Here is a 24,004-nt window from a genome sequence, read left to right as displayed (position 1 = left end):
CTATTGAGGTTCTAGATTGGTCTTTTGCTTCTTACGAACACCTTGTCCTTCGATATGTTGTTTGATTAGTTCCACTACTTCATCATTGGTTGGTAAATCCGAGTGTTGGGCATCTTCACCTGTAACAGTGATTTCAGTATAACTTTTTGCCTGATTCTGATAGATATATTTCCCAGCGGACACACTAGCATCGGGAACCAATTCGTCCGAATCATAGGTGATGGTTCCCGCTACCGAATAGACATGTAGAGTAGCCGGAATATTCTCCTTAGCAGCTATAAAGTCTGCTAGCATGACCGATTTATTTTTAATATTGGTTTCAGTGAAATTATAGGGCGTTCCGATAGTCATCAAAGAATTTATCTTGACATCGTAGTCGCTAAGATAATTTTCAATAAAAGCTGTATAAATCAAGCCACCATTTGAATGCCCCAACCCTTTAAAATTATTGAAATTGTATTTATTCTGCAAGGCTTCAAATGCCTGATTCATCATCTTGGTTTGTTTCTTGATATTGTTATAGCCATCTTTGTTATTCTCAAATCCAATAACAATGACTGGCTCGTTATCCTTATCCTTGATTTTACCCTCAAAGGTGATACGCCCATTGTTCCAAACCTTAACCTTGAGGAGGCTATGCTTAACACCAGGACGGTCTTGATTGAGCTTACGCACCAGGCCATCAAATCTATTTTCTGTAGCGGAGCTCCCTGGAATCATGATAATAGGAGACAATTTTGAATTATAGAAAGTCTCGATTTCCTTGACATTTTTCCTGGTCCAACTATAAGACGGAACTGCCAAACCAATGAGAAAGACAGCGACAAGGATAAAGACCAACTTCGTTTTTTTACTGAACTTCATTGCTCTCTCCTTCCTCTTTTAAACCGTGTTGCACCTTATTAGACAGATGAACAAAGGGAATAAAGATAGCAACATCAACCGCAAAACAGAGCAGGCTAACAGCAAGTGCCCGCAGACTACCACCAGTTCCAATAAAGGCGTAAAGAAGACTTGGTGTACCATCTGGAACTGGATAAACCGCAGCTGGCATAAGATGGATAGCCAAGGCCACCGCAGCAATGCCCATATTGATCATAGGTGCCAGTAGGAAAGGAAGCAGATAAACTAAATTAAGCAAGACTGGTATCCCCACCATAAATGGAGCCCCATTGTTAAAGAGACTAGGAAAGACACTTAGAAGACTCACCTTCTTATCCTTATAACTGGTTGATGCTAAAAGCAGAGCAACCAAGAGGGCTAGCCCTGAGCCAATGCCAGCAACCAAGCCATAACTATGATAAAGATTTGTTAGTGTGTAAAGGTGAGGAAGCCCAGTCGTCGTATGATGGGAAACAGCATAGGTCAAATTTTCCAAGGCAAAACTATCCTCGGCAATTGAATTTAGGGCAAAAGCCTGACTATTTCCAATCCAAGCAGAAAAAGTGTTCAAAAGTCCCATCATAAAGGTTGAGAACAGGTGATTATCAGTTACAGTAAAGGTAGAGGTAACCTGCCTAATCGTCAGAAAAACATTATCTTGCTCTCCAATCACAAAGAGAATGTTAAGTCCAATAGCTAAAATGAGTGACAAAAAAATGGGACGGACGGTCTTTGGTTGATAAATATAGTCCTTGTCCACAATCTGATCATCACTAGCTCTTGAAAAGCGAAAAATCTGGCCAACCAGATAGCCCACAAAGATAGCCAACATAATGTTGATTGAAGCCGGTAAATTGATGCGAGTCAAAACACCATCGTTTAGCGGTGACAGCAACAGCTCCTGCGATCCTATAATTAAGCTAACCAAAAGGGATGTCACACCAGCTGTACCAGTACTTCTACCATAGTGACCAGCTGTGTATTTTCCTGCAAAGTAGGTTGATAAGGGCCCGGCTAAGCCACCAAGAAAGTTGGAAAGATTAATGAGCACCTGCCCAGTTATCTTAAAGGCTGGTAACCAGTCAGAAACTGAAAACAATTGGTTAATATAACCAAGCTCCGAAAAGACAGATAGTGAAATCACCCGAATAATTCCTGAAAATAGGAAAAAGGGAAAGAGCGAAACCAAGGTTTTCTGCGTAATTTGGACGAAGCCTCGCTCACGAAACCAGAGAAACCTCTGGACCAAATAGTTTGTCATAAAAGACTCCTAGTAAAAGGCTAAATAAACTTTACATTCAACGTTTTTCTTCATTATAGCACAAAGGAAAAGGACTTACCTTAATCATGGGTTAAAGCAACTACCTAATCTTACTAAAAACACTTAGCTATCTTTTAATACAAAAACCATAAGTCTCCACTCCGAGACCTATGGTCGATTATTTATTAAGCAAAAGTTGTCACATCAGAGGCGTCCAAACGAACAGACTCAAAGCCCTCTTCATTGGCTTTCCCAAGAGCAATGAGCAAAACTGGCACATGACGGTCTTCATCAAGGCAAAATGCTTTGGCAAGGCCATCTTTTTTATAGCCACCGATGGCGTTGGTATCATAGCCATAAGAACGTGCAACCAACATCAACTGCATAGCAGCAAGGCTAGCATCGATGTGGACAATTTCATTCATCATTTCGCGAGGAGCATTTTCATACATTGGTACAATGCTTGACAGTTGTTTTTCTTTGACTTCTTCAGGCATTTTTCCTTGAGCAACAGCCTTACCGTAGATATCTTCAGCTCTTTCTTGGCTCTTCAAATCGGCAAAAATAAGGACCATGGCTGATGATGTTTCATTTTGCACACCATTGTAGCTGACGAACGGTGTCAATTTTTCCTTGCCCTCTTCGCTATCAACGACGACAAAACGCCAAGGTTGCATGTTGACTGATGATGGTGCTGTAACAGTCTTATCTAGGATTTCCAACAATTCTTCTCGTGGAATCTTGACAGAAGTATCAAAGTTACGAATGGAACGACGGTTATATACAATATCTGAAAAATCATTATTTATTACAGGCATCTTAATTCTCCTTTATTCAGGGTTAAAAAAAATTAATATAACCAAGATTATAACACAAGACAATTGTTATCAAAAATATTTGCTACAGACGACTAAAGATTAGTTTCCTTGAGTCCCAGACGTTTCACTTCAGATGAATAGTAAACCATAATCGTAATCAAGCTAATAGTGATTAGCCAGATTGACTTAATACAAATGAAGTGCATCAGAAGAGCTGAGACGATAGCGCCAACGACAAAGCTCCCTACGATAAAGCTATAATTGACAGCCTGACGACGATATTCTTTCTGATCACCGCTTCCCTGAATGGCATAATAGAGGGCCGTTAACATCCTTCGATAATTTCCTGAGGTCATAAAAATTACGAAAGGATGATTCTCAATCTGACTGCCAGTAAAGGTCTTCATCATGATACCTGCAGAAAAAGCGATAATTGGGAGCTCAATCAAGGCATTTGAAGGTAGGAAAGGCAGGATGGCTGTCATCACACAAAGTGGAAGCAGACCATAAACTCGCCAATAGGCATTCTTACGTTTGTCTTTAAACCACATGCCAAAAAGAAAACCTAAAGAAAAGAATAAAATCGAAAAGCAACGCAACAAGTTATTGTACATACTACTGTTTCGCCAGTCAGCGACCAACCAAAGGATATTCCCAGTCTGTGTAGCAACCAAACTATGGTAGTACATATGACAAAAGACATCCAAAGCCCCTCCTGAGAAACTTAGCAAATTTGCCATCAGACGTGTATTTTGAGGAAGAAGGTTCCGAGATTCCATAGCATAACTTCCCTTCTAATAGTGATTGATAGGATAGCCTTATTATAGCAAATTCGAGCATATACAGTATAAAAAAACAACCCTCACGAGTTGCTTCTATCCTATTAAAAATTAACTGTGTCAGGGTCATCCTGAGTCTTGATGCTAATAGATATCACGTCTATGACCGACTTCGAGGGCAAGTATGATGAGTTCATTATCCTGAATATTGACAATAACACGATAGGCACCAATACGATAGCGCCATTGTCCAGTTCGATTGGCAACCAAGGCCTTACCCTTAGCTCTTGGATTATCTGTGACACGATTGAGATAAGCCTTAATTTGTTTTCTGCCAAAAGGATCCAAATTTTTAAAACTTTTGGCAAATTTAGGGGTTGGTACCATCTTATAGGTCATCCCAATTTAGCACCTCCCCACCGTTTTCAAGATAGTCTTCATATTCTTCTAATGCCAAATCGGCTACTCTAGCATCGTATTCATCCTCAATGGCGTCTAAAGTCTTGGTACGAATTAATTCTGACAAAGATACGCCTTCAAATTTCGCAATTGCCTGCATGAACTTCTTATCTGCTTCTGAAACCTTCAATGTAATTGTTGTCATATCCTTAACCTCGTTCTCTTTTGTAACACCATTGTATTACCTCTCCTCCTTCTTGTCAATTTTGATAATAGGTTCATACTCTTATTCGTAAAACAATAAAAAAACAACCCTCACGAGTTGCTTCTATTCTATTAAAAATTAACGGTGTCAGGATTATCCTGAGTCTTGATGCCTTGAATCTTATCCAAGACTGCCATATCTTCCTCCGACAAATCAAAGTCAAAGATATCCAAGTTGGCTTCGATATTTTTTGGTGTCACTGACTTAGGTAGTGGCAAGAAACCTTTTTGAAGGCTCCAACGTAGGGCAACTTGAGCAACAGATTTTCCGTTACGTTCAGCCACTACTTCAACCTCTTCATTTCCAAAAATGCTACCAGTACCTAGTGGACTGTAGGCTTCAAGAAGAATGTCACGTTCTTGACAATAGGCAACCAAGTCTTCTTGGGCACAACCTGGAGCCAAGAGAATTTGGTTGACATGTGGCACAATTTCAGCCGTTTCAAGGAGAGCTTCGAGGTGATGTTGCATAAAGTTAGACACCCCAATAGCACGAACCTTACCATCTTTGTAGGCTTCTTCCATTGCCTTCCAAGCGCCTGCGTTGCCAGCCTTCCAAGCATCATTCTCACGAAGAGCTTTAGGATTTGGCCAGTGGATGAGCAAAAGATCCAAATAATCCACACCTAATCTTTCAAGTGACTCGTCGATAGAGGCTTTAGCCAATTCGTAATCGTGCTTGTCATTCCAAAGTTTTGTTGTTAGGAAAATATCCTCACGCGCCACATCGCTATCAGCAATCGCCTTACCTACAGAAACCTCGTTACCGTAGATTTGCGCTGTATCAATATGTGTGTAACCCGCCTTTAGTGCGAAACTAACGCTGTTATAAGCTTCTTCCCCTTCTGGAATCTGCCAAGTCCCAAAACCGATTTTAGGAATCGTAACGCCATTTGAAAGTGTATATGTTTCCATCCTGTTCTCCTTTTCAAGTTGTAACAGAATTATCTTAAAGAATATAAGATAAAATTGCAAAGATTTGCTACGGCTTGTTTGATGAATAGTTCCTTACTTCTTTTTCCGCTTCTTTTTATAGACAACACCATTTTCTTTAAGGATTTTCATGCTCACCTTTCCAACTCCTCTAATCGCTGCTACTTCCTCTTCCGTTTTCTTTTTAAAATCTTTAAAATCTATTAAGCCATGTTGACGAAGTATACGCTCCACACTTATTGAAAGACCTTGGAGGGCTTTGCTTTGTTCTATACTTTTTTCCAATTCTCTAATTAGTTTGTGCAATTCTGGATTTTTCTTTTTCGCAACATGTCTTTGTGGACGTTTTACACGATATTTTTCGATTAACCAAGTAAAATAATATTCTGACTGGGACAGATCAACGACTTGATTAAAAACCATCAAAAGACTTTTCATACTATTGGCTTCAAATAAGATAGGGTTGACTTTAAGCGTTTCGGCAACTAGACGCTCGTCATCACCTTGTTCAATCATTTTTAAATAATTTTCGAACTCTGGATTTTTTGCATAGAGAAAATCAAAATAGAAATCCGCATCCTCAATATGTCCCGTCATTAGAGAGACCGTCATCATTGGTACTATCATCAAATCTTCTTCGTGATATTCCATTTGCTCACATTCGAAAAAGTTTTTAGCCTTATCATAGTCCTCCAGATTACAATAGGTAGCCATCAATTCGTAACGGACTCCCATGTGATCCTGAACATCTATCTCTAGAATCTCTTCAAATTCCTTAATAGCAAACCGCTTCATACTGTTGCTTAAATAAAATTTAGCAAGATTATACTTCAAAGACAAATAAGGACGCTCGTCAAGATTAGCCCAGCCCATTTTTGGACCTTGATCCCACTTGGACCTTTGCTCTTTTTCTAAAGCAATTAGGCCTTTTAGATGTTCAAGTGGACTTTGAAAAGTTAAGAGCATCTGCTTAGCATCAAGATTTTCAGGATCTAGTTTTAAAGCTTCTGTCAAAAATTCCTGACTTCTCGAAGGATCTTCCTCGTGATAATGATAAGCCTCTTCAATGAGTTTCCAAGCTCTCTCCTGCTTTGAATCAGGGGAAGTGATCTCATCAAAAAGCCCTTGGTTGTATTGTCTTGCAAAATCTTCAAGAGCCATGTCCACACTGAGATACTCTGTAATATGTTCTTCTAAGAATGCTTCTGCTTTTTTTGTGAAGTCTTCAAAAGATGATGTCATCAATCTTCTCCAATCTATGTTTATTTCTCTATCTACTATTGTATACGTTTTCATAGAACATTACTATATTCTAAGTGAAATCAACAACCTCTTAAATTTTTATTGACAAAAATAGTCGCCAATCACAATACAGATAAGAATCCATAGAGTCTTATTTTGGGACATCTAAACTCAAAGTTGTATACTTATATTAGATAGAGTGCCATTGGACGATTAACGTCAAGGCATAATCTTCAAGTTTCATTTAAAGCTACAAAAAATCATTAACGCCTTGGGAGTGGTTTAGTCCCTTCTCTATATCAATAACTTTAACTCACTTTTTCATAATTTTACTTGACCACTCCCATTTTTAAAGGAATTGAAAACTGAGTTATATTTTAAAAGGAAACAGAGGTCTGTTTCCTTTTTTCTTACTTCAAACCATGACAAAAGGAAACCCTTTCGAGTTTCCTTTATCAAATATATCGTTGGAGGCAAAGTCCAATAATACTTTAGTTGAGTGGTTCAATCACGAAGCTCAATTGATAGCTATCTGCTGAGCTAACCAAGAATTCGTCATGAACTGGAGCACCCCATGAGTCGTCACCACCGACACCCATTTGAGCAGCAAGAACTTTAATCCATGTAGCATCAGATTGTTGCAATTCATATTGATGACGAGCATTTTCAATTTGTTCAGTACTGTTACGCAAAGCACTGAATTCGAATGCCTTATTAAGTGCGGTGAATTTAAGACCATTATGGTTATCATCAGATACTGTAAATTCACGAGTACCATAGTGATTACCAGATTCTTGTGGCATTAGATATGGAGCAAATGTCTTTTCAACAGATGTTTCATATCGACCAAGATAGGCACCAGGAAGTTTATCAAGGTAGCTTTCTTCTGCACCGTATCCATAATAGCTTAGGTTTGTAAATTGTGAACCGATAGCAAATTCTAGACCAAATTCAGGGAAGTTTGGCAAACCTGCTTTACCATCATAGTTTGCAGTAACAAAGATTCGACCCTTGTAATCAACTTGATAAGTCACCTTAACTTCGACATCAGACAAGCCAGGCAATTCATGAACATAAGTCACTTTAACAGAGTCATCTTCAATTTGAATTTGAGTATCTGTAACCTTACTATAGTTTCCAGCAACTTTCCAGCCTGCCATTTCGAATGGATATCCAGCACCACGATCGTTGTCAGTGTAAGCACGAGTAAAGTTAAGTTTAGGACCTTTCTCAATGAATTCAACACCGTTATACTTAGCAGATACTAGCGTATTTTGTGCACGTGAAAGCAAGATAGAGAAGTTTTGTCCTTGAATTCCGATGTTGAAGTCGCCTTCAACAACATTCAAAGGTGCTTTAACTGGTGTTTCAGTGCTAATCTTTTCAGCAACATATTGACCACGAATAATTTCATGTCCTTTTGGAGCCCATTCAGTTGCTTCATTCTGAACACAAGCAACTTCATAAATTCGTTCAGCATTTGAAGCTCCAACAGCGAATTCTACTGGGAATGTTGCTTCTTCACCTGGTTTAACATCAAAGTGATATTCACTTTCGCTAACTTTTCTACCATCTTCGTAAACTCTAGCTAGGAAAGTATAAGCAGAAAGATCTTCAAAGACATTATCATTCTTGATAGTTACTGATTTTTCATCAACAGCAATCTTAATATTAGAGTAAAGATGTTTAACTGTTTGAAGTTTTGGAGTTAGGGTACGATCTGCGAAGACAATACCATTTCCACAAAATTCGTAGTCAGAAGGTCTATCATGCCAGTCACCACCATATGATAGGAATTCGCTACCATTTGGAAGTGGTTTGTAAATAGCTTGGTCAATGAAGTCCCAAATAAATCCACCTTGGTATTCTGGATATTTCTCTAAATCAGTGTAGAGTTTCAATCCACCACCAGAGTTACCCATTGTGTGCATGTATTCACATGAAATATAAGGTTTTTGAGGATTGTTAGTGAGGTATTCTTCAATATCAGCTGGTTTCGCATACATACGACTTTCGATGTCTGTAATGTAATCAAATTCACGACACCATGTAACACCTTCATAGTGAACTGGACGAGTATTGTCAACACTACGGAAGTAATCAGCCATGTCAGCAATATCTTTACCAGCATATGATTCATTACCACAAGACCAAATGATAACACTAGCATGGTTCTTATCACGTTGGAACATGTTATTGGCACGATCCAAACAAGCAGGCAACCATTCTGGTTCACTAGCTGGGATATTCCATGAAGGTTCGCTTAGACCAAGTTTTTGCCATGTACCGTGTGTTTCAAGGTTGGCTTCATCGATAACATAAAGTCCATATTCATCACACAATTCATACCAACGTGTTTGGTTCGGATAGTGAGAAGTACGAACAGCATTGATGTTATGTTGTTTCATCACTTTGATATCCCAAAGCATATCTTCTTCAGTGATACAACGTCCTGTTCTAGCGTTAAATTCGTGTCTGTTAACCCCTTTAAAGACAATTCTCTTACCATTCAAAAGCATAAGTTTATCTTTAATTTCAAAGTGTCTAAATCCAACCTTAACTGGAACGACTTCAACAACTTGGCCATCATCCAAAACATGAAGGGTCAAATTGTAAAGTTTAGGACTTTCAGCACTCCAAGGTTTGATTTGCAAATCTTCAAGACTTACAGATAGTTCACCGTCAGCATTAACAGATGCATCACCTTCTGTAACGATGCCTTCATGATCTGAAAGAACATATTTAATTTTCTTATCTTCGTAATCACCAACAGTCTTCAAATCAATATCCAATTGACCTGCTTTTGTTTGGTAATCATAATCTCCCTTAACAAAGAGATCTTGAACGTGAACTTTTGGAATAGCGTACAAGTAAACATCTCTGAAAATACCGTAAAGTCTCCAGAAGTCTTGGTCTTCCAACCAGCTTGCTGTAGAGTAACGATAAACAGCTACCGCCAACTTGTTATCACCTTCAACAAGGTAATCACTGATTTCAAATTCACTAGGTGTAAATGAATCTTCACTGTATCCTACGAAGTTACCATTGACCCATACAAAGATGGAAGTGGCAACCCCTTGGAATGAGATAAATACTTTTTTATCTTTTAAAGCATCATTCAAGGTAAAATGTTTAACGTATGATGCAACAGCATTTGATTCTTGAGGAACTTGAGGTGGACGAAGGAATTCTTTACCATCCCAAGGATATTGGGTATTCACATATTGTGGAGAACCAAAACCTTGAAGTTCCAAATGACCTGGTACATTGATGAAATTCAAATCAGTTTCATCAAATTCTGTTTTATAAAAGTCTTTTAAAACTTGATTTGTATTCTGAGCATAGTGAATTTTCCATTTTCCATTAAGAGATTGTCTTAACTTCATCTCCCCTTCAGAAAATTCTGCAAGAGATTCAAAATACTTATGATCTGAGTGAGCGTCAACAGTATTAACGCTAACAATCTTTGGATCGTTTAAGTAAGTTTGAATTTTTTCAGTCGTGTTCATAGATTATTCTCCTTTTTTGAAGGTAATAACTTCAGACAAAGCTTCTACCTTTTCTCCAACTTCTTGTTCAAGATGGAAAGCACTGAATTTTTCTGAATTGGTTACAGTGACAAGTACTGTGTCATCAAGACCGTTTTTCTCAATAATTGGTGACCAGAACTCAAGAAGTTTTTGTCCAACTTCAACACGATCACCTTGTTCTACGTAACTAATGAATCCTTCACCTTTAAGTTTAACTGTTCCGATACCAACGTGGATAAGAACAATGACACCATCTTCACTTTCAATACCAACTGCATGGCGAGTAGGAAGAACTTGACGAATGGTACCACTAATTGGTGCAAAGACAGCTCCATCAGTAGGTTTAATGGCGAAACCTTTACCCATGCTACCTGAAGCAAAGTGTTCATCATTAACACTTGAGAGGTCAAGCAAATGACCAGTTGTAGGGTTTACAAGAGATACGACGTTAGCTTTAACTTCATTTTCAGAAGTTGCTACGCTAAAGCGATGTTCCAATTCTTCGACGATTTCAGCGTGACGTGCTTCAGTCAAAGTGATTTTACGAGCAATAATGAAGGCACCGATGAGCATTGCTGCTGCTGGAAAACCAAACATGCTAAGCTTAAAGATAGACTGTTGATGTGTTGTAATTGTTGATGCTGAGGCACCTGTTGTCATACCAGCAACTACGGCAATTGTAGAAACAAGCCAGTTTGACATCGCACCACCAAGTTTATCAACAAGTGGACGAACTGACAAAGTAAGTGATTCATCACGGTGTCCCAATTTCCATTGACCATATTCTACTGAGTCAGAGATAATCATGAGGATAACAAGGAACACAAGAGGTTGTGGAATAAAGAAGAGTTCAGCAGCAGTCAAGATCATTGGAAGTGATGTTCCTGCAATACTAAAGATTCCGATACCACCGAGCATTACTGCAATACATCCATAGAACAAACGTTTACGGTTGAATTTACCAGCTAGGCTAGGGAAGAGTGAAACTGAAACCAAACCAACAACTGTATTCAATCCGTAAAGGATTGAGTATTTCCCTGGATCACCAAGGATAAATGTGAAGTAAAAAAGTTGAAGAGCATTAAGTGTATTAATACCAAGACCATAGAACCAATATCCGAGAGACAACCACATCAATTGGTCGTTTTTACCAAGAACTTTAAAGACTTGTTTAAGGCTAGTTTTTTCTTTGTTATCACGAAGTTTTGACTCAACTTCACGTGTACCAATACCAACAGCAATTGATGTAATCACACCAATGAGAGCAACGATAAATGCAAACCAGAACCATCCAGATTTATCTCCAGAGCCACTACTGTTCGTCATAGAGAAGAACAAAACGATTGGCATGATGGCAACACCTACAATATTGGCACCAATAGTAGAACCAATACGGGCAAAAGTTGCCATTTTTTCACGTTCATGACTGTCAAGAGACAAGGCAGGAATCATTGACCAGAAACCGATATCTTTAATTGAGTAGAAGACATCCATTACAAGGTAGATAATTCCGAAAAGTACAAGGTACAAGAAAGGATTTGTTTTATTCAAACCACCTAAATCGGTGAAGAGAAGCAACAAGGCGATAGAACTGATGATACCACCACCAACTACCCATGGTTTGAATTTACCATACTTAGTATGAGTGTTATCAATCATGTTACCGATCAATGGATCGATAAATACTTCCAAGATACGCAAAATAGCGATGATGTTAGTAATTAATAGTACATAGTGACTATTTTGCTTTGGATCACCTGTGTTAAACAAGTGAGTTGTCACAAACATGATAAAGTATGTTGACAACGTTGCATAGAAGACGTCGTTACCAAAAGCACCAGCTGAATAGGATAGACGAGACTTCATTTGACCTTTAGATTTTCCCATTACGAAAACCTCCTGTTAGTTGTTTTTTGAATACGCTTACATTATATAAGTATTAGTTTAAACCGTCAATAGTTTTAGTGATTTTTTACTAAACTTTTACTAAAACATGATTATTTTGATGAATTAAAATATTGGAAACCGATTTCATAGCTTACACTATGACCCTCCTCCAAGATGATATCTCCAAAATCTGTATGATTAACGGCATCTGGGAGTGTTTGAGCTTCCATAGCTATAGCTTCTCGTCCTTTTGCAATTGTTCCTCGATCTCTCGCAAAGTAAATATTATCCTCTATAATATCCATAGTATAAATAACTAAACCATTTCTGTTAGAGAAGATTTCAATACCATCTCCGCTTTCTTTGTCATGCAAAATAGCTACTTCTTTCACATGATCACAAGTTTCCCCTCCAACTACAAAGGCATCATCAAAACCATTATTTGCTTCAATTCGAGGTAGCAAGTCAGTTGTCTTTCTGAAATCATAATTCGTTCCATCTACATTAATTTTTTGTCCTGTTGGAATTAACTCAGAATCCAACTCTAAACGATAGTCTGAATAGATTTGTAACTCATGACTTGATAAATCCTGTTTGTCGCTAAGATTAAAGTAAACATGGTTTGTCGGATTAAAAACTGTTGACTCTGTAACATCGAAGGCTTCAAAGAGTATTGTTAAGCGGTTATTATTGTTAAGTCTATAACTAATAGAGACTGTAACATCACCAGGAAAGCCATCTACACTTGAATAAAGTCTTCTAATAAATTTTGTCTCAACATATTCATCATTCAGGTTTGTGACATAGTTCCAATTTTGAACCTGCATTCCTTTTGGACCGCCATGTAAACAGTTTTCTCCCTCATTCTTAGGAAGGCTATAAAGAACCATATTATGAGTATACGAAGCTTTCCCAATTCTTCCAGCAACCCTACCAATAGACTGGCAGGCACATAAATTATTCTTATAGTAATCCTCGTAATCACTGAAACCAAGTACTATATTTTTAAGAGCACCAGTTTCTGTTGGAACCAAAAACTCCTGAAGTGTAGCACCTGTTGTGAGTGTGGAAATGACAACACCATTATTATTTTCCATTGAAATTTTACTGACATCGCCTGAATCAACTTTTCCAATAATTTCGCAGTTTATTTTCATACTATTTCCTCAAAAAACAAAGAGTACAATAATTATATATACTCTTTGACCCTTTTTTTATTATTTTAATTATCCTCGATCATCGTACCCTTTTGGATGGCTAGAATGCCATGCCCAAGCACTTGCGATGATTTTTTCGATGTTATCAAATTGTGGTTTCCATCCAAGAACTGTACGTGCTTTTTCAGATGAAGCAATCAATGTATCAGGATCACCAGGACGACGATCAGCTTTCTCAGCTGGGATTTCTTTACCAGTTACCTTACGAGCGGCTTCAAGAATTTGAAGGTTTGAGAATCCCGTTGATGAACCTAAGTTAAAGGCTGTAGATTCATTACCTTTACGAAGATATTCAACAGCAAGGAGGTGAGCATCAGCCAAGTCAAATGGGTGAACATAGTCACGAACATTTGTACCATCAGGAGTGTTGTAGTCATCACCAAAAATCATGATTTTTTCACGAACACCTTGAGCTACTTGAAGGATAATTGGGAGAAGGTGAGTTTCTGGACCATGGTCTTCACCGATAGATCCATCAGGTTTTGCACCAGCAACGTTGAAGTAACGAAGTGGCACATATTTAATACCATAAGCTTTATCAGACCACTTCATGATAGTTTCCATCATCAACTTACTTTCACCATATGGGTTGATAGGATTTTGTGGTGTTGTTTCAAGAATTGGAATTTCTTCTGGGATACCGTAAGTTGCTGCTGTTGATGAGAAGACAATGTATTTAACACCGCATTCGTTCATAACTTCAAGCAATTTAACCATTCCAGCTGTATTGTTATCAAAATATTTGAGTGGTTTTTCCATTGATTCACCAACCAATGAATAGGCCGCAAAGTGAATAACGGCATCAACATCAGGATTTTCTTTGAAGACCTTTCTCATAAAATCTTGATCAGAGAGATCGCCTTGGTAGAAAATAGCATCTGGATGTACGGCAGCACGGTGACCGGTTACCAAACTATCTACTACTACTACTTTTTCTTGACCTTTTTCAACTAAGCGATCAACCATGTGAGAACCGATATAACCAGCTCCACCTAATACTAAAATTGCCATTTCTTATCTCCTTTCTTCAGAAAAAACAATTAATCAGCTAAATTTACAAAATCTACAAATGCTTTAAACTGATCTAAGCCTTCACTATTAGTCTTATAAACACCAGCATCTTCTAGTACACGAGCAAAGATATCTGCAACAGATTGTCGAACAACTTCTGTCACTTCCCCAGCCGTAACATTCGGATTTTGAGCTTTGAGTTCATCTGCCCATTCTTGGTGAATTGGAGCAACTTGGTTACCTTGACCTAATAGATAATCTTCAACATCTTTAAGTTCTGTTTTCAAACGAGGAGGAAGAATGGCCAATCCCATAACTTCAATCAAACCAATGTTTTCTTTCTTAATGTGTTGAACATCTTTATGTGGGTGGTAGATACCGTCTGGATGTTCTTCAGAAGTTTGATTGTCACGAAGAACCAAATCCAATTCAAATTTGCCGTCTTTTCTACGAGCAATTGGGGTAATGGTGTGGTGAGGTTGTCCATCAGACTCAGCCAAGACACCAGCTTTTTCGTCTGAATAACCACGCCAACAATTTAAAATTTTGGTTGCAAGAGCAATAAGTCTTTCCTTATCTTCACTTCTTAAACGAAGAACAGACATAGGCCAATTAACGATACCAGTCTCAACATCAGAGTATCCATCAAAGCTAACTTTTTCTTTAATGCCTGCTACTTCCATTGGGAAGGTGTGGCGACCACCTTGATAGTGTTCGTGTGTAAGAATTGAACCACCTACAATTGGAAGATCGGCATTTGAACCTGCAAAGTAACCAGGAAATGCTTCAACAATTGATAGGAGACGACCAAATGTCAATGGACTGATGTGCATTGGTTCATGCTTACCATAAAAGAAGATAGAATGTTCATTAAAGTAAGCATATGGTGAATATTGGAAGCCCCAATCATTTCCTTCCATTTGGAAACGAATAACACGGTGATTACTACGAGCTGGGTGATTGATGCGACCAAGATAACCTTCATTTTCCATACAAAGTTGGCATTTTGGATAATCAGAAGCTACCGCATTTTTAGCTGCAGCGATGGCTTTTGGATCTTTTTCAGGTTTTGAAAGGTTAATCGTAATTTCCAAGTCACCGTATTTAGTAGGTGCTTTATAAGCAATATTTTGTGCAATGGCTTTGACTTTCACATAATCATTGCGTTTACTTTGTGCATAAAAGTCAGCAATTGCTTGCTCTGGGGCAGATTTATAAGTATCCCAGAAGTTACGATTGACAGCACTAGGGCTTGGTGTAATCAAGTCCATGAGTTGAGCTCCAATGATATCTTGCTCTTCATTAAGATCACCTACAGAACCAGCTTTAACACCTGCTTGAAGCAAATGGTCTTTAAGGTCAATCAATTCAGAGCTATCTGTTTCAACATCAGCAACTCCTTCTCCAACCAAAGCAAAAACTTTGTTTGTCAAATAGATACGGTCCAATTCCTCATAATCACTATTTTCAATAACCAGAGTTACAAAAGTGTTTACTAAATTTTCAGCCATAATCTCTACTTCTTTCTCATTAATCAAGTACTCGTGAACCGCCAGCTACTTCAGCAATATAGAAGCTTGGTGCATAACCAACGACTTCTTCATAACGTTGACCAACTGCTTTTTTGAAATCTTCAACTTTATCTTTGTTTACTAACGCGATGGCACATCCACCAAATCCCGCTCCTGTCATACGAGCTCCAAGAACACCTTCTTGTTCCCATGCTGTGTGTGCCAAAGTATCAAGCTCAAGACCTGTAACTTCGTAATCATGTTCCAATGACACGTGAGAAGCATTCATAAGACGACCAAATCCTTCCAAATCACCTGATTCAAGTGCTTTACGAGCTTGAAGTGTACGTTGATTTTCAAGAACCGCATGACGGGCACGTTTGATACGGTTTTCATCTTTAATCAAGTAGCTGTATGCATCAAATGTCCAAAGGTCCAATTCACCAAGTGTTTGGATATCAAGTTTTTCTTGAAGTTCAGATACAACTGCTTCACATTCAGCACGACGTTCATTGTATTTAGAATCAGCCAATTCACGACGTTTGTTAGTGTTCATGATAACAACAACATTGTCTTTAAGGTCAAGTGGTACCAAGTCATACTCTAAAGTATTTGTATCCAAGTAAATCGCACGTTGATCAGCTCCCATACCAATAGCGAATTGGTCCATGATACCAGAGTTAACGCCGATAAAGTCATTTTCAGTTTGCTTACCGATTTTAACCAAGTCAAGGCGTTCCAATTTAAGGTCATAAAGTTTTTCAGCAATAACACCAATCAACAATTCCAAAGATGATGATGATGACAAGCCTGATCCATTTGGAATGTTACCATAGATGTAAATATCCATACCTGAATCAATCGTATGACCAGCCTCTTGCAAGAAATGAAGAACACCTTTTGGATAGTTTGTCCAGTTGTGTTCTTTTTCAAAACGAAGATTTTCAAGTGGTACTTCGATGATGCCTTTATCCTCAAAGTTACCTGAGAAGAAACGCAAAACTTTGTCATCACGTTTGCGGGCCGCTCCGTAAGTACCTAGGGTAATGGCTGCTGGAAATACATGACCACCGTTGTAGTCCGTATGCTCACCAATCAAATTAATACGACCTGGAGAAAAGAAAGTATGTTCTGCTTCTACACCAAAAACTTCTTTAAACTTTTCTCTTAACTGTGATGTCTTCATAGGATGTACCTCGCTTATTCTTTTTTACACTAACAGTGTAACCCCTTTCACAAGGAAAATCAATATTTTTACTGTTTTTTTAGTAAAAAATAGGTAAAATTTTAGAATTTATGATATACTTTGGATGAAAGGAGAACAATATGGCTACATTAAAAGATATCGCAAAATTGGCTGATGTATCAATCGCAACTGTTTCACGTGTTCTCAACCAAGATGAAAACCTCTCCGTTACTGAAGAAACCAGGCACCGTATTTTAACTGCGGCAGATGAAATCGGATATACCAAACATAAGAAAATCGGAACCTTGAAAAAAGAAAAACATCAAGTGGCAATTATCCAATGGGTAAGTGAGGAAGATGAGTTAGACGATCTCTACTACTACAACATTCGGCTTGGAATTGAAACAAGAGCCCATGAGCTAGACTACGAGATGCTTCGTTATTTCAATGACATTCCTTTTAGTCTCGCTGAAGAAGTCATAGGTATACTTTGTATCGGAAAGTTTAGTCGTGAACAGATTACTGAATTGGAATCATTGGGTAGATCACTGGTCTTTGTAGATAGTGATACCCTACTTCAGGGACATCCTTGTGTGACAACTGACTTTGAAAATGCTGTTCAAACGGCACTAAGTTATCTCACTGAGCAAGGGTGTAAGAGCATCGGTCTTTTAACAGGGCAAGAAAAAACAACGGATTCAACTGAAATCGTTCCGGAGCCTCGTTTACGTTCTTATCGTAACTACTGTATTGAAAAGAGCATCTATGACCCTCTTTTGATTCTTTCAGGTAATTTTACAGTTCGATCTGGCTATGACCTTTTAGCCTCTAAAATAGCAAGTGGTACACCCCTACCAGATGCCTACTTTGCAGCTAGTGACAGTCTGGCTATCGGTGCTCTTAGAGCCCTTCAGGAAAATGGCATTAATGTCCCAGAAGATATCCAGATTATCTCCTTTAATGACACCAGTCTAGCCAAACAAGTTTATCCGCCACTTTCTAGTGTTACTGTTTATACCGAAGAAATGGGACGAACGGCCATGGATGTCCTTAATAAACAAGTCTTGGCTCCAAGAGAAATCCCGACACTTACTATGTTAGGCACTAAACTGACTCTGAGAGAAAGTACGAAATAACAACTATTTAATAGAAAAATGTGGTCGCCAACAGTTAGTTGACAACCACTTTTCTTTTTATTTCACTTTCACACAAATAGCATCCCAGGCTTGGAGTTTGCCTTGGTCTGTAATTGGCTCTAATTCGGTATTTGCGATGACGACTTCTGCGACTTCAAAATCATAATCAAAGTCTTGTTCTTGGTCTGATAGATTAACTGCAATTAGATAGCTGCTATCCTGAGTCTTACGGATATAGGCAAAGACCTTATCGGCAGTTTCCAAGAGTTCAAAGTCAGCATCAATCAACCAATCCTGTGTTTTGCGAAGCTCAACCAGTTTCTGATAGGTATAGAAAATCGAATCTGGATTAGCAAGGGCTGAGGCAACATTGATATCTTTATAGTTAGGATTAACAGCTAGCCATGTTTGTTCTGCTGAGCTAAAGCCAGCATTTTTAGACGTATCCCATTGCATTGGTGTTCGAGCATTGTCACGACCCACCTGACGGATTTGGTCCATGATAACTTCTATCGATGCCCCTTTTTCGAGAGCTTCTTTGGCATAGTTGAGAGATTCAATGTCATTCAATTCTTCCAAAGTTCTAAAAGGATAATTGGTCATGCCGATTTCTTCACCTTGATAAATGTAAGGTGTTCCTCTCATCAGATGAAGGAGGATAGCCAAGGCCTTAGCTGACTTCTCACGATAGACACCAGTATCTCCCCACATTGAGAGAATACGAGGCAGATCATGATTATTCCAAAAAAGTGAGTTCCACCCTTGTCCCAACTCTAACTCGGTTTGCCATTTATTAAAAATAGTCTTAAGTGCTGAAACATCCAACTCCTTCTCATACTCCCATTTAGGACTATCTGGCTTATGCTGAAGTCCAATATGTTCAAACTGGAAAACCATAGAAAGTTCTTGATTATCAGGATTTGAATACTGTTTAGCAATTTCAGGTGTTGCTCCCCAGGTTTCACCAACGGTTAGAAGGTCGTGCTTTCCAAAGCTTGCCTGGCTCATCTCCTTGATATAATCGTGAAGTTTTGGACCGTTTGTATCAATCAGTTGATCTGGGATCTTACCAATCATATCAATCACATCCATGCGGAAACCACCGATTCCCTTATCAATCCAGAAATTCATCATGTCATAAACTTTCTGGCGCAACTGTGGATTTTCCCAATTGAGGTCTGGCTGTTTCTTACTAAAGAAATGCAGATAATATTGACCTGAGGTCTCATCATATTCCCAAGCAGAGCCACTAAAGATAGATACTAACTCATTAGGTTTGTCTCGCCAGATGTAGAAATCTCGTTCAAGACTTTCTGGATTTTCACGCGCTTCGATGAACCATGCATGCTCATCAGACGTATGGTTAACCACCAAGTCCATAACAATTTGAATATCACGCTTCTTGGCTTCCGCCAAAAGCTCATCCATGTCACTCATATCCCCAAAAATATCCGCAATAGCCTCATAGTTAGCAATATCATAACCATTGTCGTCCATTGGGCTATCATAAACAGGAGAAAGCCAAAGAGCTGTAATTCCGAGTTTTTGAAGATAATCTAGTTTACTTGTAATCCCCTTGAGGTCACCGATGCCATCACCGTTGGAATCCATGAACGACTTGGGGTAAATTTGATAAATTGTAGCCTTGTGCCACCAGTATTTTTGCATGATTCTACTCCTCGTAGTTATTATTATCGTGAGTCTGATAGTTCTATTTTACGTTTTTCTAGAAGTTATGCAAGCGTTTTCTTTTGTTGTTTAAAACATTTCAATGACCTATACTCCGGACTCCATAAACTTTTGGTAATATTGAAAAATAATAGAGTTGAAATGTAAGGTTAGCCTTTGCTTATTTTAACAATACAAAAAATGACAGTTAATACCTTAACCGTCGCTTTTTACTTTTTGGGCAAGACCATAACAAAGCGCCTCCCCGTAGAACTTTCTTCAAATCTATAGCTAAGTTCCTCATGCTCTAAAAGGTATTTGACCACAAAAAGGCCTAATCCTCCTTCTTTCTTAGACTGAGCTTTAGTTGAAATATTTTCTTTAGATACACTCGTATTTTCAATGACAAAATCAGTTCCTTCATTTTCTAAATCTATTCGAATCACTCCACCCTTATCAGAATGCTTGACTGCATTACTGATGATATTTGAGAGAACCAATTTCAAAATAGGTAAATTCATGAAAATACTAGTTGCCGGAAGATAATTGTCAATTAATAGGGAGCGATTCTCAACCAACACTTGATTTTGAGTAAGTATGCGATTTACCACATCATCTAACTGAATCCACTCCTTATCACCACCTAATTCTTGAACAGAAGATAAAGACAGGATCTCTAGGACAATCTGGTTCATCTCATCGACGATATCGAGGGAGACCGCCAGATAGCGGTCCCGATCCTTGTAGCGACCAATTTTATCTCGCATATTTTCTAGGATAATCTTCAAGCTGGCCAGAGGCGTTTTGAGCTCATGCGAAGCCCCCCGTAGGAATTCCACCTTCATCTGCTCCAACTTCAGATTTTCCTGTTTCTGCTGCTCTAGATTGTCGATCACCTCTAAAAGATGATGATAGAGGTCGTTGATCTGTTGCTTAAGGACACCGATTTCATCCTGCGAGTGAATAGGAAGACTGGCTGTCCGATCCAGCCGCTTCATCCGCTTGGTCATCTGCTTGATCTCAAGGATCGGAGCAGAAATCATGCGGGCATAGAGATAGGAGGCAATTAGCGACAGAACAAAGGAAGCAAGGAGACTATAGGGAAGAAAGCCCAGACTGATGTCCCGCGCTTCCTTTTGCGAATCGACGGTCGCTAAGAATTGCAAGGTTAAGTCTTTCCCTTCCTTGGTCTGAATCTTTCGCTCTTCAATCACCAGGGAATTATTCTGGCTGTCAGGGTTCAGAAGCAGGTCATCCTTGACCTCTAGGGCATTTTGTTTTTCCTTGCCCTTGATAGAGACCTTGATATCATTAGTCTTAGAATAGAGGGCAATAACCGTCTCAATGGTGCCCACTTCTTGACCTTGAAAACTTTCAGCCAAGACTTGCGATTTCTTCAAAATCGTCTGACGTTGCGACTCAATATAAGTCGATGGAAAAATAAAGTAGACGGATGCGTGTAACAGGATAACTAAGCCACTAAAGAGGGCGAAAGTTATCAGAAAGAGCTTTACAAAGATACTCCGTTTGGTCATGGTCTCTCCAATTTATAGCCGACATTGCGTACCGTTACGATACAGTCCAGTTCTAGTTTTTTTCGTAGTTCCTTGATATAGACGTCAATTACTCGGTCAAAAGGAATCTCCTCGGTTTCCTTCCAGACGGCATCGAGGATCTGAGAGCGGGTCCGAGCCTTGCCTTCATGCTGGAGCAAGTATTCCAAGATTTCCAACTCCTTAGCATTCATGGAAATGGCTTGCCCAGCGAGGCTGGCTGTATAACTCTCAAAATCCACCCGTGCCTCTCCATAGGTGAAGACCCGTGAAGGTTGAAGCTTTTTAAAAATAGCTTCGATGCGGACTTTCAAGAGGGACAAGGAGAAAGGTTTTTCCAGATAGCCATCTGCTAACTCTCCAAAAGCTGTCAACTTATACTCTTCGTCATGGAAGGCCGTCAGCATGAGGACTGGGACTGAGCTGGTCTTACGGATTTCCTTCAGTACTTCCAAGCCATTGAGGATAGGAAGCTGGATATCCAGCAAGACTAGATCCGGAGCTTCTCTGTGAAAGAGATCCAGGGCCTCCTGCCCATCGCCTGCTTCAAAGACCTCATAGCCACATTCCATGAGATAGTCGCTCATCCCTTCTCGAATCAGGACTTCATCTTCTACGATTAGTATCTTCATACATTATCCTTTTCATCTATATATAGTCGCTTTCTTTCATTATACCGTTTTTTATAGGTGCAGCAAACTTATCATTCAACATCAACTAAGAGGTCTTTAGGTTTCTTGTGAAGAAGCCAGCGAGAAGAAATCAAGGATACTAAGCTTAAGATAAAGCCACCGACTAGAATGACTACCAAAAGTTGCTTAGGTTGGACTGTCATATGAATCTGAGTCAGAGTCTTACTGAAGCTCTCTGCCTCAGCCCCTCCACCGAGATTTGCAGCTAGAGATTCTTTTGTCATTTGCTTATTGATACCTTCCGTAACATTGGAAAGGACTGTTTTACCAACTTTTTCGGCAAAGAAACTCGCTAAACCATATGATAAAAGAAAGGCTGGTAAGGCAATCATCAGCAATTCCACTAAAAATTGACCCGCAACCTGTGTCTTTTTAAGTCCCAAGGCCAAAAAAATACCAACTTCTCTACGACGAGCATTTAACCATAAAATCAACAGAAGGGTTAGCAATAAACTTGTAAAAATGAGACTTCCAATAAACATACGATTTGCCACACGATACATCCCAAGAATAGATTCCTGTAATGCAGGGTAGTTTGATGAGCTCTTAACAAGATCGTAGAGGGTCCAGTTAATGTCCAACTTTTGAATCTTTGCTATCAAGGAATCAAGATTTTGATCGCCTTTAGCAAAGAAAGTGGCATCCTCATAAGTGGCAGTTTCTACAGTATTACCATAGAGTTTTGCTACTGTATCTAGATCAGTGATGAGGGAGTTTTCATATAACTCCTGAGCATAGGTAACGGCTGCTTTATTTTGACCAGAAAATAAACCTTTGATAGTCACTTCTACTGTTTCATCAGCCCTTTTTTCGTTATCAGCGTCATAGAGATTAGATTTAAGCTTTACTTTATCTCCTACATTAAGACCATTCTTTTTAGCTAAATCTTCGTGCATCAAGATTTGATTATGATCCTTATCGGTTAGATGTTCTCCTTCAACTAGTTTATAAGCACCTGAAACAAATTTGTCTTCTTTTGATGAGTCATTGACTCCTGTCAACATCAAGGTAGACTTAAAATTTTTAGCACGTTCTGGCGACTGATTTTGTAGCGTTTGCTCTGTTTCGATAATCTCATAATCTAGTAAATCACCAATACCATTTATTCGTTTTATAGTCGAAACAATCCCTTTAGTCTCACTAATCTTTTTAATATCTTCTCCCTTAAGATTTCCAGCCCCTCGAGGAGTTCCAGGATTCGTGTTACGATTAATCTGCATTGAAAAACTATTGGTAATTGACCCTAGACTCTTGGATGCAGCTTCTTGGGTTGCACTTCGCATAGCAAGTCCTAACAAACTAAGAGTACTCATCAAAAGAATAATAATTAACAGTAATAGTGACTTTGACCATTTTCGTGTAATATATGCAAAAGCGTTTCGAAACATAAGAGTCCTTTCTTTATTTTTTCTTTTCTATGAGTTGTTTCTTCTTCAACTCTAAAACCACATCAGATGCCTGAGCAACTTCCTTACTGTGCGTAACAACTATGACACATTTTTGGCGATCTAAGGCCATTCTTTTAAGGATAGCAATAATATCCTTCGCAGTTTCCTCGTCTAGATTTCCTGTCGGTTCATCTGCTAAGATAATTGGAGCCTCTGAAACCAAAGCCCGCGCAATAGCTACACGTTGTTGTTGCCCACCTGAAAGTTGCAGGACATTTCGATTAATTTGTTTTTCATCTAATCCCAATTCAGAAAGTATCTTCCTATCGGCATTTTTATTAACAAGTCGTAGATTTTCTAAAGGTGTAAGATAATCAATGAGATTGTAATTTTGAAAAACAAGCGCAACATGGTGTCTACGATGATAACTAGAGCCTTTTTTCTTGATATTTTCTCCATTAAACAAGACCTGCCCCTTCTTGGGATAATCAAGACCTGCCAAAAGGGAAAGTAAGGTCGATTTTCCCGCTCCAGATTGCCCAATAATACTATAAAATTTACCTTTCTCGAAACGATAATTCACCTTCGAGAGGATAGCTTCACTTTTATTTTGATAACTATACGTAACATCTTTGAGTTCTAACATA

At 38.8% G+C, this 24,004-nt stretch carries 20 protein-coding genes; 1 reads left to right on the top strand and 19 read right to left on the bottom strand.

The genetic code is table 11. The features are described from left to right. The 14 genes from ACT170_RS04195 to ACT170_RS04130 form a co-directional block, all read right to left on the bottom strand. Window positions 1–864 carry an alpha/beta hydrolase gene (locus tag ACT170_RS04195; protein WP_070438109.1) on the bottom strand — a complete coding sequence of 288 codons (864 nt, stop codon included), beginning with the start codon at window positions 862–864 and terminating at the stop codon, window positions 1–3. Further along, complete coding sequence (locus tag ACT170_RS04190; protein ID WP_073687034.1) at window positions 851–2,143, bottom strand: PTS sugar transporter subunit IIC; 1,293 nt, start codon at window positions 2,141–2,143, stop codon at window positions 851–853. The genes ACT170_RS04195 and ACT170_RS04190 overlap by 14 nt, the downstream gene beginning before the upstream one ends. Before the next feature lie 185 nt (window positions 2,144–2,328). Then, window positions 2,329–2,961 carry a nitroreductase family protein gene (locus ACT170_RS04185; protein ID WP_227072029.1) on the bottom strand — a complete coding sequence of 211 codons (633 nt, stop codon included), beginning with the start codon at window positions 2,959–2,961 and terminating at the stop codon, window positions 2,329–2,331. Between the two features lie 92 nt (window positions 2,962–3,053). After that, the gene (locus ACT170_RS04180) at window positions 3,054–3,740 is read right to left on the bottom strand and encodes a YoaK family protein (RefSeq protein ID WP_444818081.1); all 687 of its coding nucleotides are present in this window, start codon (window positions 3,738–3,740) and stop codon (window positions 3,054–3,056) included. A 144-nt stretch (window positions 3,741–3,884) separates the two neighbouring features. Beyond that, the gene (locus ACT170_RS04175) at window positions 3,885–4,139 is read right to left on the bottom strand and encodes a type II toxin-antitoxin system RelE family toxin (RefSeq protein ID WP_444818080.1); all 255 of its coding nucleotides are present in this window, start codon (window positions 4,137–4,139) and stop codon (window positions 3,885–3,887) included. Next, window positions 4,129–4,344 carry a type II toxin-antitoxin system RelB family antitoxin gene (gene relB / locus ACT170_RS04170; protein WP_048675307.1) on the bottom strand — a complete coding sequence of 72 codons (216 nt, stop codon included), beginning with the start codon at window positions 4,342–4,344 and terminating at the stop codon, window positions 4,129–4,131. Before relB ends, ACT170_RS04175 begins: the two co-directional genes overlap by 11 nt. Window positions 4,345–4,475: 131 nt before the next feature. Further along, entirely contained in the window at window positions 4,476–5,318 is an 843-nt protein-coding gene (locus tag ACT170_RS04165; RefSeq protein ID WP_048675304.1) for an aldo/keto reductase, read from the bottom strand. Window positions 5,319–5,411: 93 nt separating this feature from the next. Continuing rightward, a complete protein-coding gene (locus ACT170_RS04160) occupies window positions 5,412–6,632 on the bottom strand; it encodes a hypothetical protein (RefSeq protein ID WP_225745243.1) in 1,221 nt (406 codons plus the stop codon). A 437-nt stretch (window positions 6,633–7,069) separates the two neighbouring features. Then, window positions 7,070–10,087 (bottom strand): glycoside hydrolase family 2 TIM barrel-domain containing protein, encoded by a 3,018-nt coding sequence (locus ACT170_RS04155; protein WP_156209608.1) that lies wholly within the window; start codon window positions 10,085–10,087, stop codon window positions 7,070–7,072. 3 nt (window positions 10,088–10,090) lie between these two features. Next, the gene (locus tag ACT170_RS04150; protein WP_175061369.1) at window positions 10,091–11,995 is read right to left on the bottom strand and encodes a PTS sugar transporter subunit IIA; all 1,905 of its coding nucleotides are present in this window, start codon (window positions 11,993–11,995) and stop codon (window positions 10,091–10,093) included. Between the two features lie 110 nt (window positions 11,996–12,105). Next, on the bottom strand, window positions 12,106–13,152 hold the full coding sequence (locus tag ACT170_RS04145; protein ID WP_156209604.1) for an aldose epimerase family protein: 1,047 nt from the start codon (window positions 13,150–13,152) through the stop codon (window positions 12,106–12,108). 69 nt (window positions 13,153–13,221) lie between these two features. Beyond that, window positions 13,222–14,223 (bottom strand): UDP-glucose 4-epimerase GalE, encoded by a 1,002-nt coding sequence (galE, locus tag ACT170_RS04140; protein ID WP_002888050.1) that lies wholly within the window; start codon window positions 14,221–14,223, stop codon window positions 13,222–13,224. A 29-nt stretch (window positions 14,224–14,252) separates the two neighbouring features. Next, window positions 14,253–15,734 carry a UDP-glucose--hexose-1-phosphate uridylyltransferase gene (gene galT, locus ACT170_RS04135; protein WP_175064854.1) on the bottom strand — a complete coding sequence of 494 codons (1,482 nt, stop codon included), beginning with the start codon at window positions 15,732–15,734 and terminating at the stop codon, window positions 14,253–14,255. Between the two features lie 19 nt (window positions 15,735–15,753). Further along, window positions 15,754–16,920: a galactokinase gene (locus ACT170_RS04130; protein ID WP_444818079.1), complete on the bottom strand. Its 1,167-nt coding sequence runs from the start codon at window positions 16,918–16,920 to the stop codon at window positions 15,754–15,756. A gap of 140 nt (window positions 16,921–17,060) precedes the next feature. On the opposite strand from ACT170_RS04130, the gene ACT170_RS04125 reads away from it, so the two are divergent. Further along, window positions 17,061–18,056: a LacI family DNA-binding transcriptional regulator gene (locus ACT170_RS04125; RefSeq protein WP_014634734.1), complete on the top strand. Its 996-nt coding sequence runs from the start codon at window positions 17,061–17,063 to the stop codon at window positions 18,054–18,056. 57 nt (window positions 18,057–18,113) lie between these two features. Here the strand turns inward: ACT170_RS04125 and dexB are convergent, their stop codons facing one another. The 5 genes from dexB to ACT170_RS04100 form a co-directional block, all read right to left on the bottom strand. Next, window positions 18,114–19,724 (bottom strand): glucan 1,6-alpha-glucosidase DexB, encoded by a 1,611-nt coding sequence (gene dexB, locus ACT170_RS04120; protein WP_201061422.1) that lies wholly within the window; start codon window positions 19,722–19,724, stop codon window positions 18,114–18,116. 230 nt (window positions 19,725–19,954) lie between these two features. After that, window positions 19,955–21,259: a histidine kinase dimerization/phospho-acceptor domain-containing protein gene (locus ACT170_RS04115; RefSeq protein ID WP_444818078.1), complete on the bottom strand. Its 1,305-nt coding sequence runs from the start codon at window positions 21,257–21,259 to the stop codon at window positions 19,955–19,957. Next, window positions 21,256–21,909 (bottom strand): response regulator transcription factor, encoded by a 654-nt coding sequence (locus ACT170_RS04110; RefSeq protein ID WP_002885374.1) that lies wholly within the window; start codon window positions 21,907–21,909, stop codon window positions 21,256–21,258. The genes ACT170_RS04115 and ACT170_RS04110 overlap by 4 nt, the downstream gene beginning before the upstream one ends. Before the next feature lie 71 nt (window positions 21,910–21,980). Then, the gene (locus ACT170_RS04105; RefSeq protein ID WP_444818077.1) at window positions 21,981–23,357 is read right to left on the bottom strand and encodes an ABC transporter permease; all 1,377 of its coding nucleotides are present in this window, start codon (window positions 23,355–23,357) and stop codon (window positions 21,981–21,983) included. Between the two features lie 13 nt (window positions 23,358–23,370). Then, complete coding sequence (locus ACT170_RS04100) at window positions 23,371–24,003, bottom strand: ABC transporter ATP-binding protein (protein ID WP_444818076.1); 633 nt, start codon at window positions 24,001–24,003, stop codon at window positions 23,371–23,373. Window position 24,004 lies beyond the last annotated feature (1 nt).

This window comes from Streptococcus sp. cx1, from assembly GCF_052384325.1.
Classification (GTDB): Bacteria; Bacillota; Bacilli; order Lactobacillales; family Streptococcaceae; genus Streptococcus; species Streptococcus salivarius_G.
This window is presented reverse-complemented; position numbering and strand designations above follow the sequence as displayed.

What these genes read in the sequence shown, in the direction of transcription:
- ACT170_RS04115 (WP_444818078.1), bottom strand. Translation starts at nt 21,259, where the DNA reads ATGACCAAACGGAGTATCTTTGTAAAGCTCTTTCTGATAACTTTCGCC.
- ACT170_RS04125 (WP_014634734.1), top strand. Translation starts at nt 17,061, where the DNA reads ATGGCTACATTAAAAGATATCGCAAAATTGGCTGATGTATCAATCGCA.
- ACT170_RS04180 (WP_444818081.1), bottom strand. Translation starts at nt 3,740, where the DNA reads ATGGAATCTCGGAACCTTCTTCCTCAAAATACACGTCTGATGGCAAAT.
- ACT170_RS04160 (WP_225745243.1), bottom strand. Translation starts at nt 6,632, where the DNA reads ATGAAAACGTATACAATAGTAGATAGAGAAATAAACATAGATTGGAGA.
- ACT170_RS04145 (WP_156209604.1), bottom strand. Translation starts at nt 13,152, where the DNA reads ATGAAAATAAACTGCGAAATTATTGGAAAAGTTGATTCAGGCGATGTC.
- ACT170_RS04150 (WP_175061369.1), bottom strand. Translation starts at nt 11,995, where the DNA reads ATGGGAAAATCTAAAGGTCAAATGAAGTCTCGTCTATCCTATTCAGCT.
- galE (WP_002888050.1), bottom strand. Translation starts at nt 14,223, where the DNA reads ATGGCAATTTTAGTATTAGGTGGAGCTGGTTATATCGGTTCTCACATG.
- ACT170_RS04110 (WP_002885374.1), bottom strand. Translation starts at nt 21,909, where the DNA reads ATGAAGATACTAATCGTAGAAGATGAAGTCCTGATTCGAGAAGGGATG.
- ACT170_RS04175 (WP_444818080.1), bottom strand. Translation starts at nt 4,139, where the DNA reads ATGACCTATAAGATGGTACCAACCCCTAAATTTGCCAAAAGTTTTAAA.
- ACT170_RS04190 (WP_073687034.1), bottom strand. Translation starts at nt 2,143, where the DNA reads ATGACAAACTATTTGGTCCAGAGGTTTCTCTGGTTTCGTGAGCGAGGC.
- ACT170_RS04130 (WP_444818079.1), bottom strand. Translation starts at nt 16,920, where the DNA reads ATGAAGACATCACAGTTAAGAGAAAAGTTTAAAGAAGTTTTTGGTGTA.
- ACT170_RS04165 (WP_048675304.1), bottom strand. Translation starts at nt 5,318, where the DNA reads ATGGAAACATATACACTTTCAAATGGCGTTACGATTCCTAAAATCGGT.
- dexB (WP_201061422.1), bottom strand. Translation starts at nt 19,724, where the DNA reads ATGCAAAAATACTGGTGGCACAAGGCTACAATTTATCAAATTTACCCC.
- ACT170_RS04155 (WP_156209608.1), bottom strand. Translation starts at nt 10,087, where the DNA reads ATGAACACGACTGAAAAAATTCAAACTTACTTAAACGATCCAAAGATT.
- ACT170_RS04105 (WP_444818077.1), bottom strand. Translation starts at nt 23,357, where the DNA reads ATGTTTCGAAACGCTTTTGCATATATTACACGAAAATGGTCAAAGTCA.
- galT (WP_175064854.1), bottom strand. Translation starts at nt 15,734, where the DNA reads ATGGCTGAAAATTTAGTAAACACTTTTGTAACTCTGGTTATTGAAAAT.
- relB (WP_048675307.1), bottom strand. Translation starts at nt 4,344, where the DNA reads ATGACAACAATTACATTGAAGGTTTCAGAAGCAGATAAGAAGTTCATG.
- ACT170_RS04195 (WP_070438109.1), bottom strand. Translation starts at nt 864, where the DNA reads ATGAAGTTCAGTAAAAAAACGAAGTTGGTCTTTATCCTTGTCGCTGTC.
- ACT170_RS04185 (WP_227072029.1), bottom strand. Translation starts at nt 2,961, where the DNA reads ATGCCTGTAATAAATAATGATTTTTCAGATATTGTATATAACCGTCGT.
- ACT170_RS04100 (WP_444818076.1), bottom strand. Translation starts at nt 24,003, where the DNA reads ATGTTAGAACTCAAAGATGTTACGTATAGTTATCAAAATAAAAGTGAA.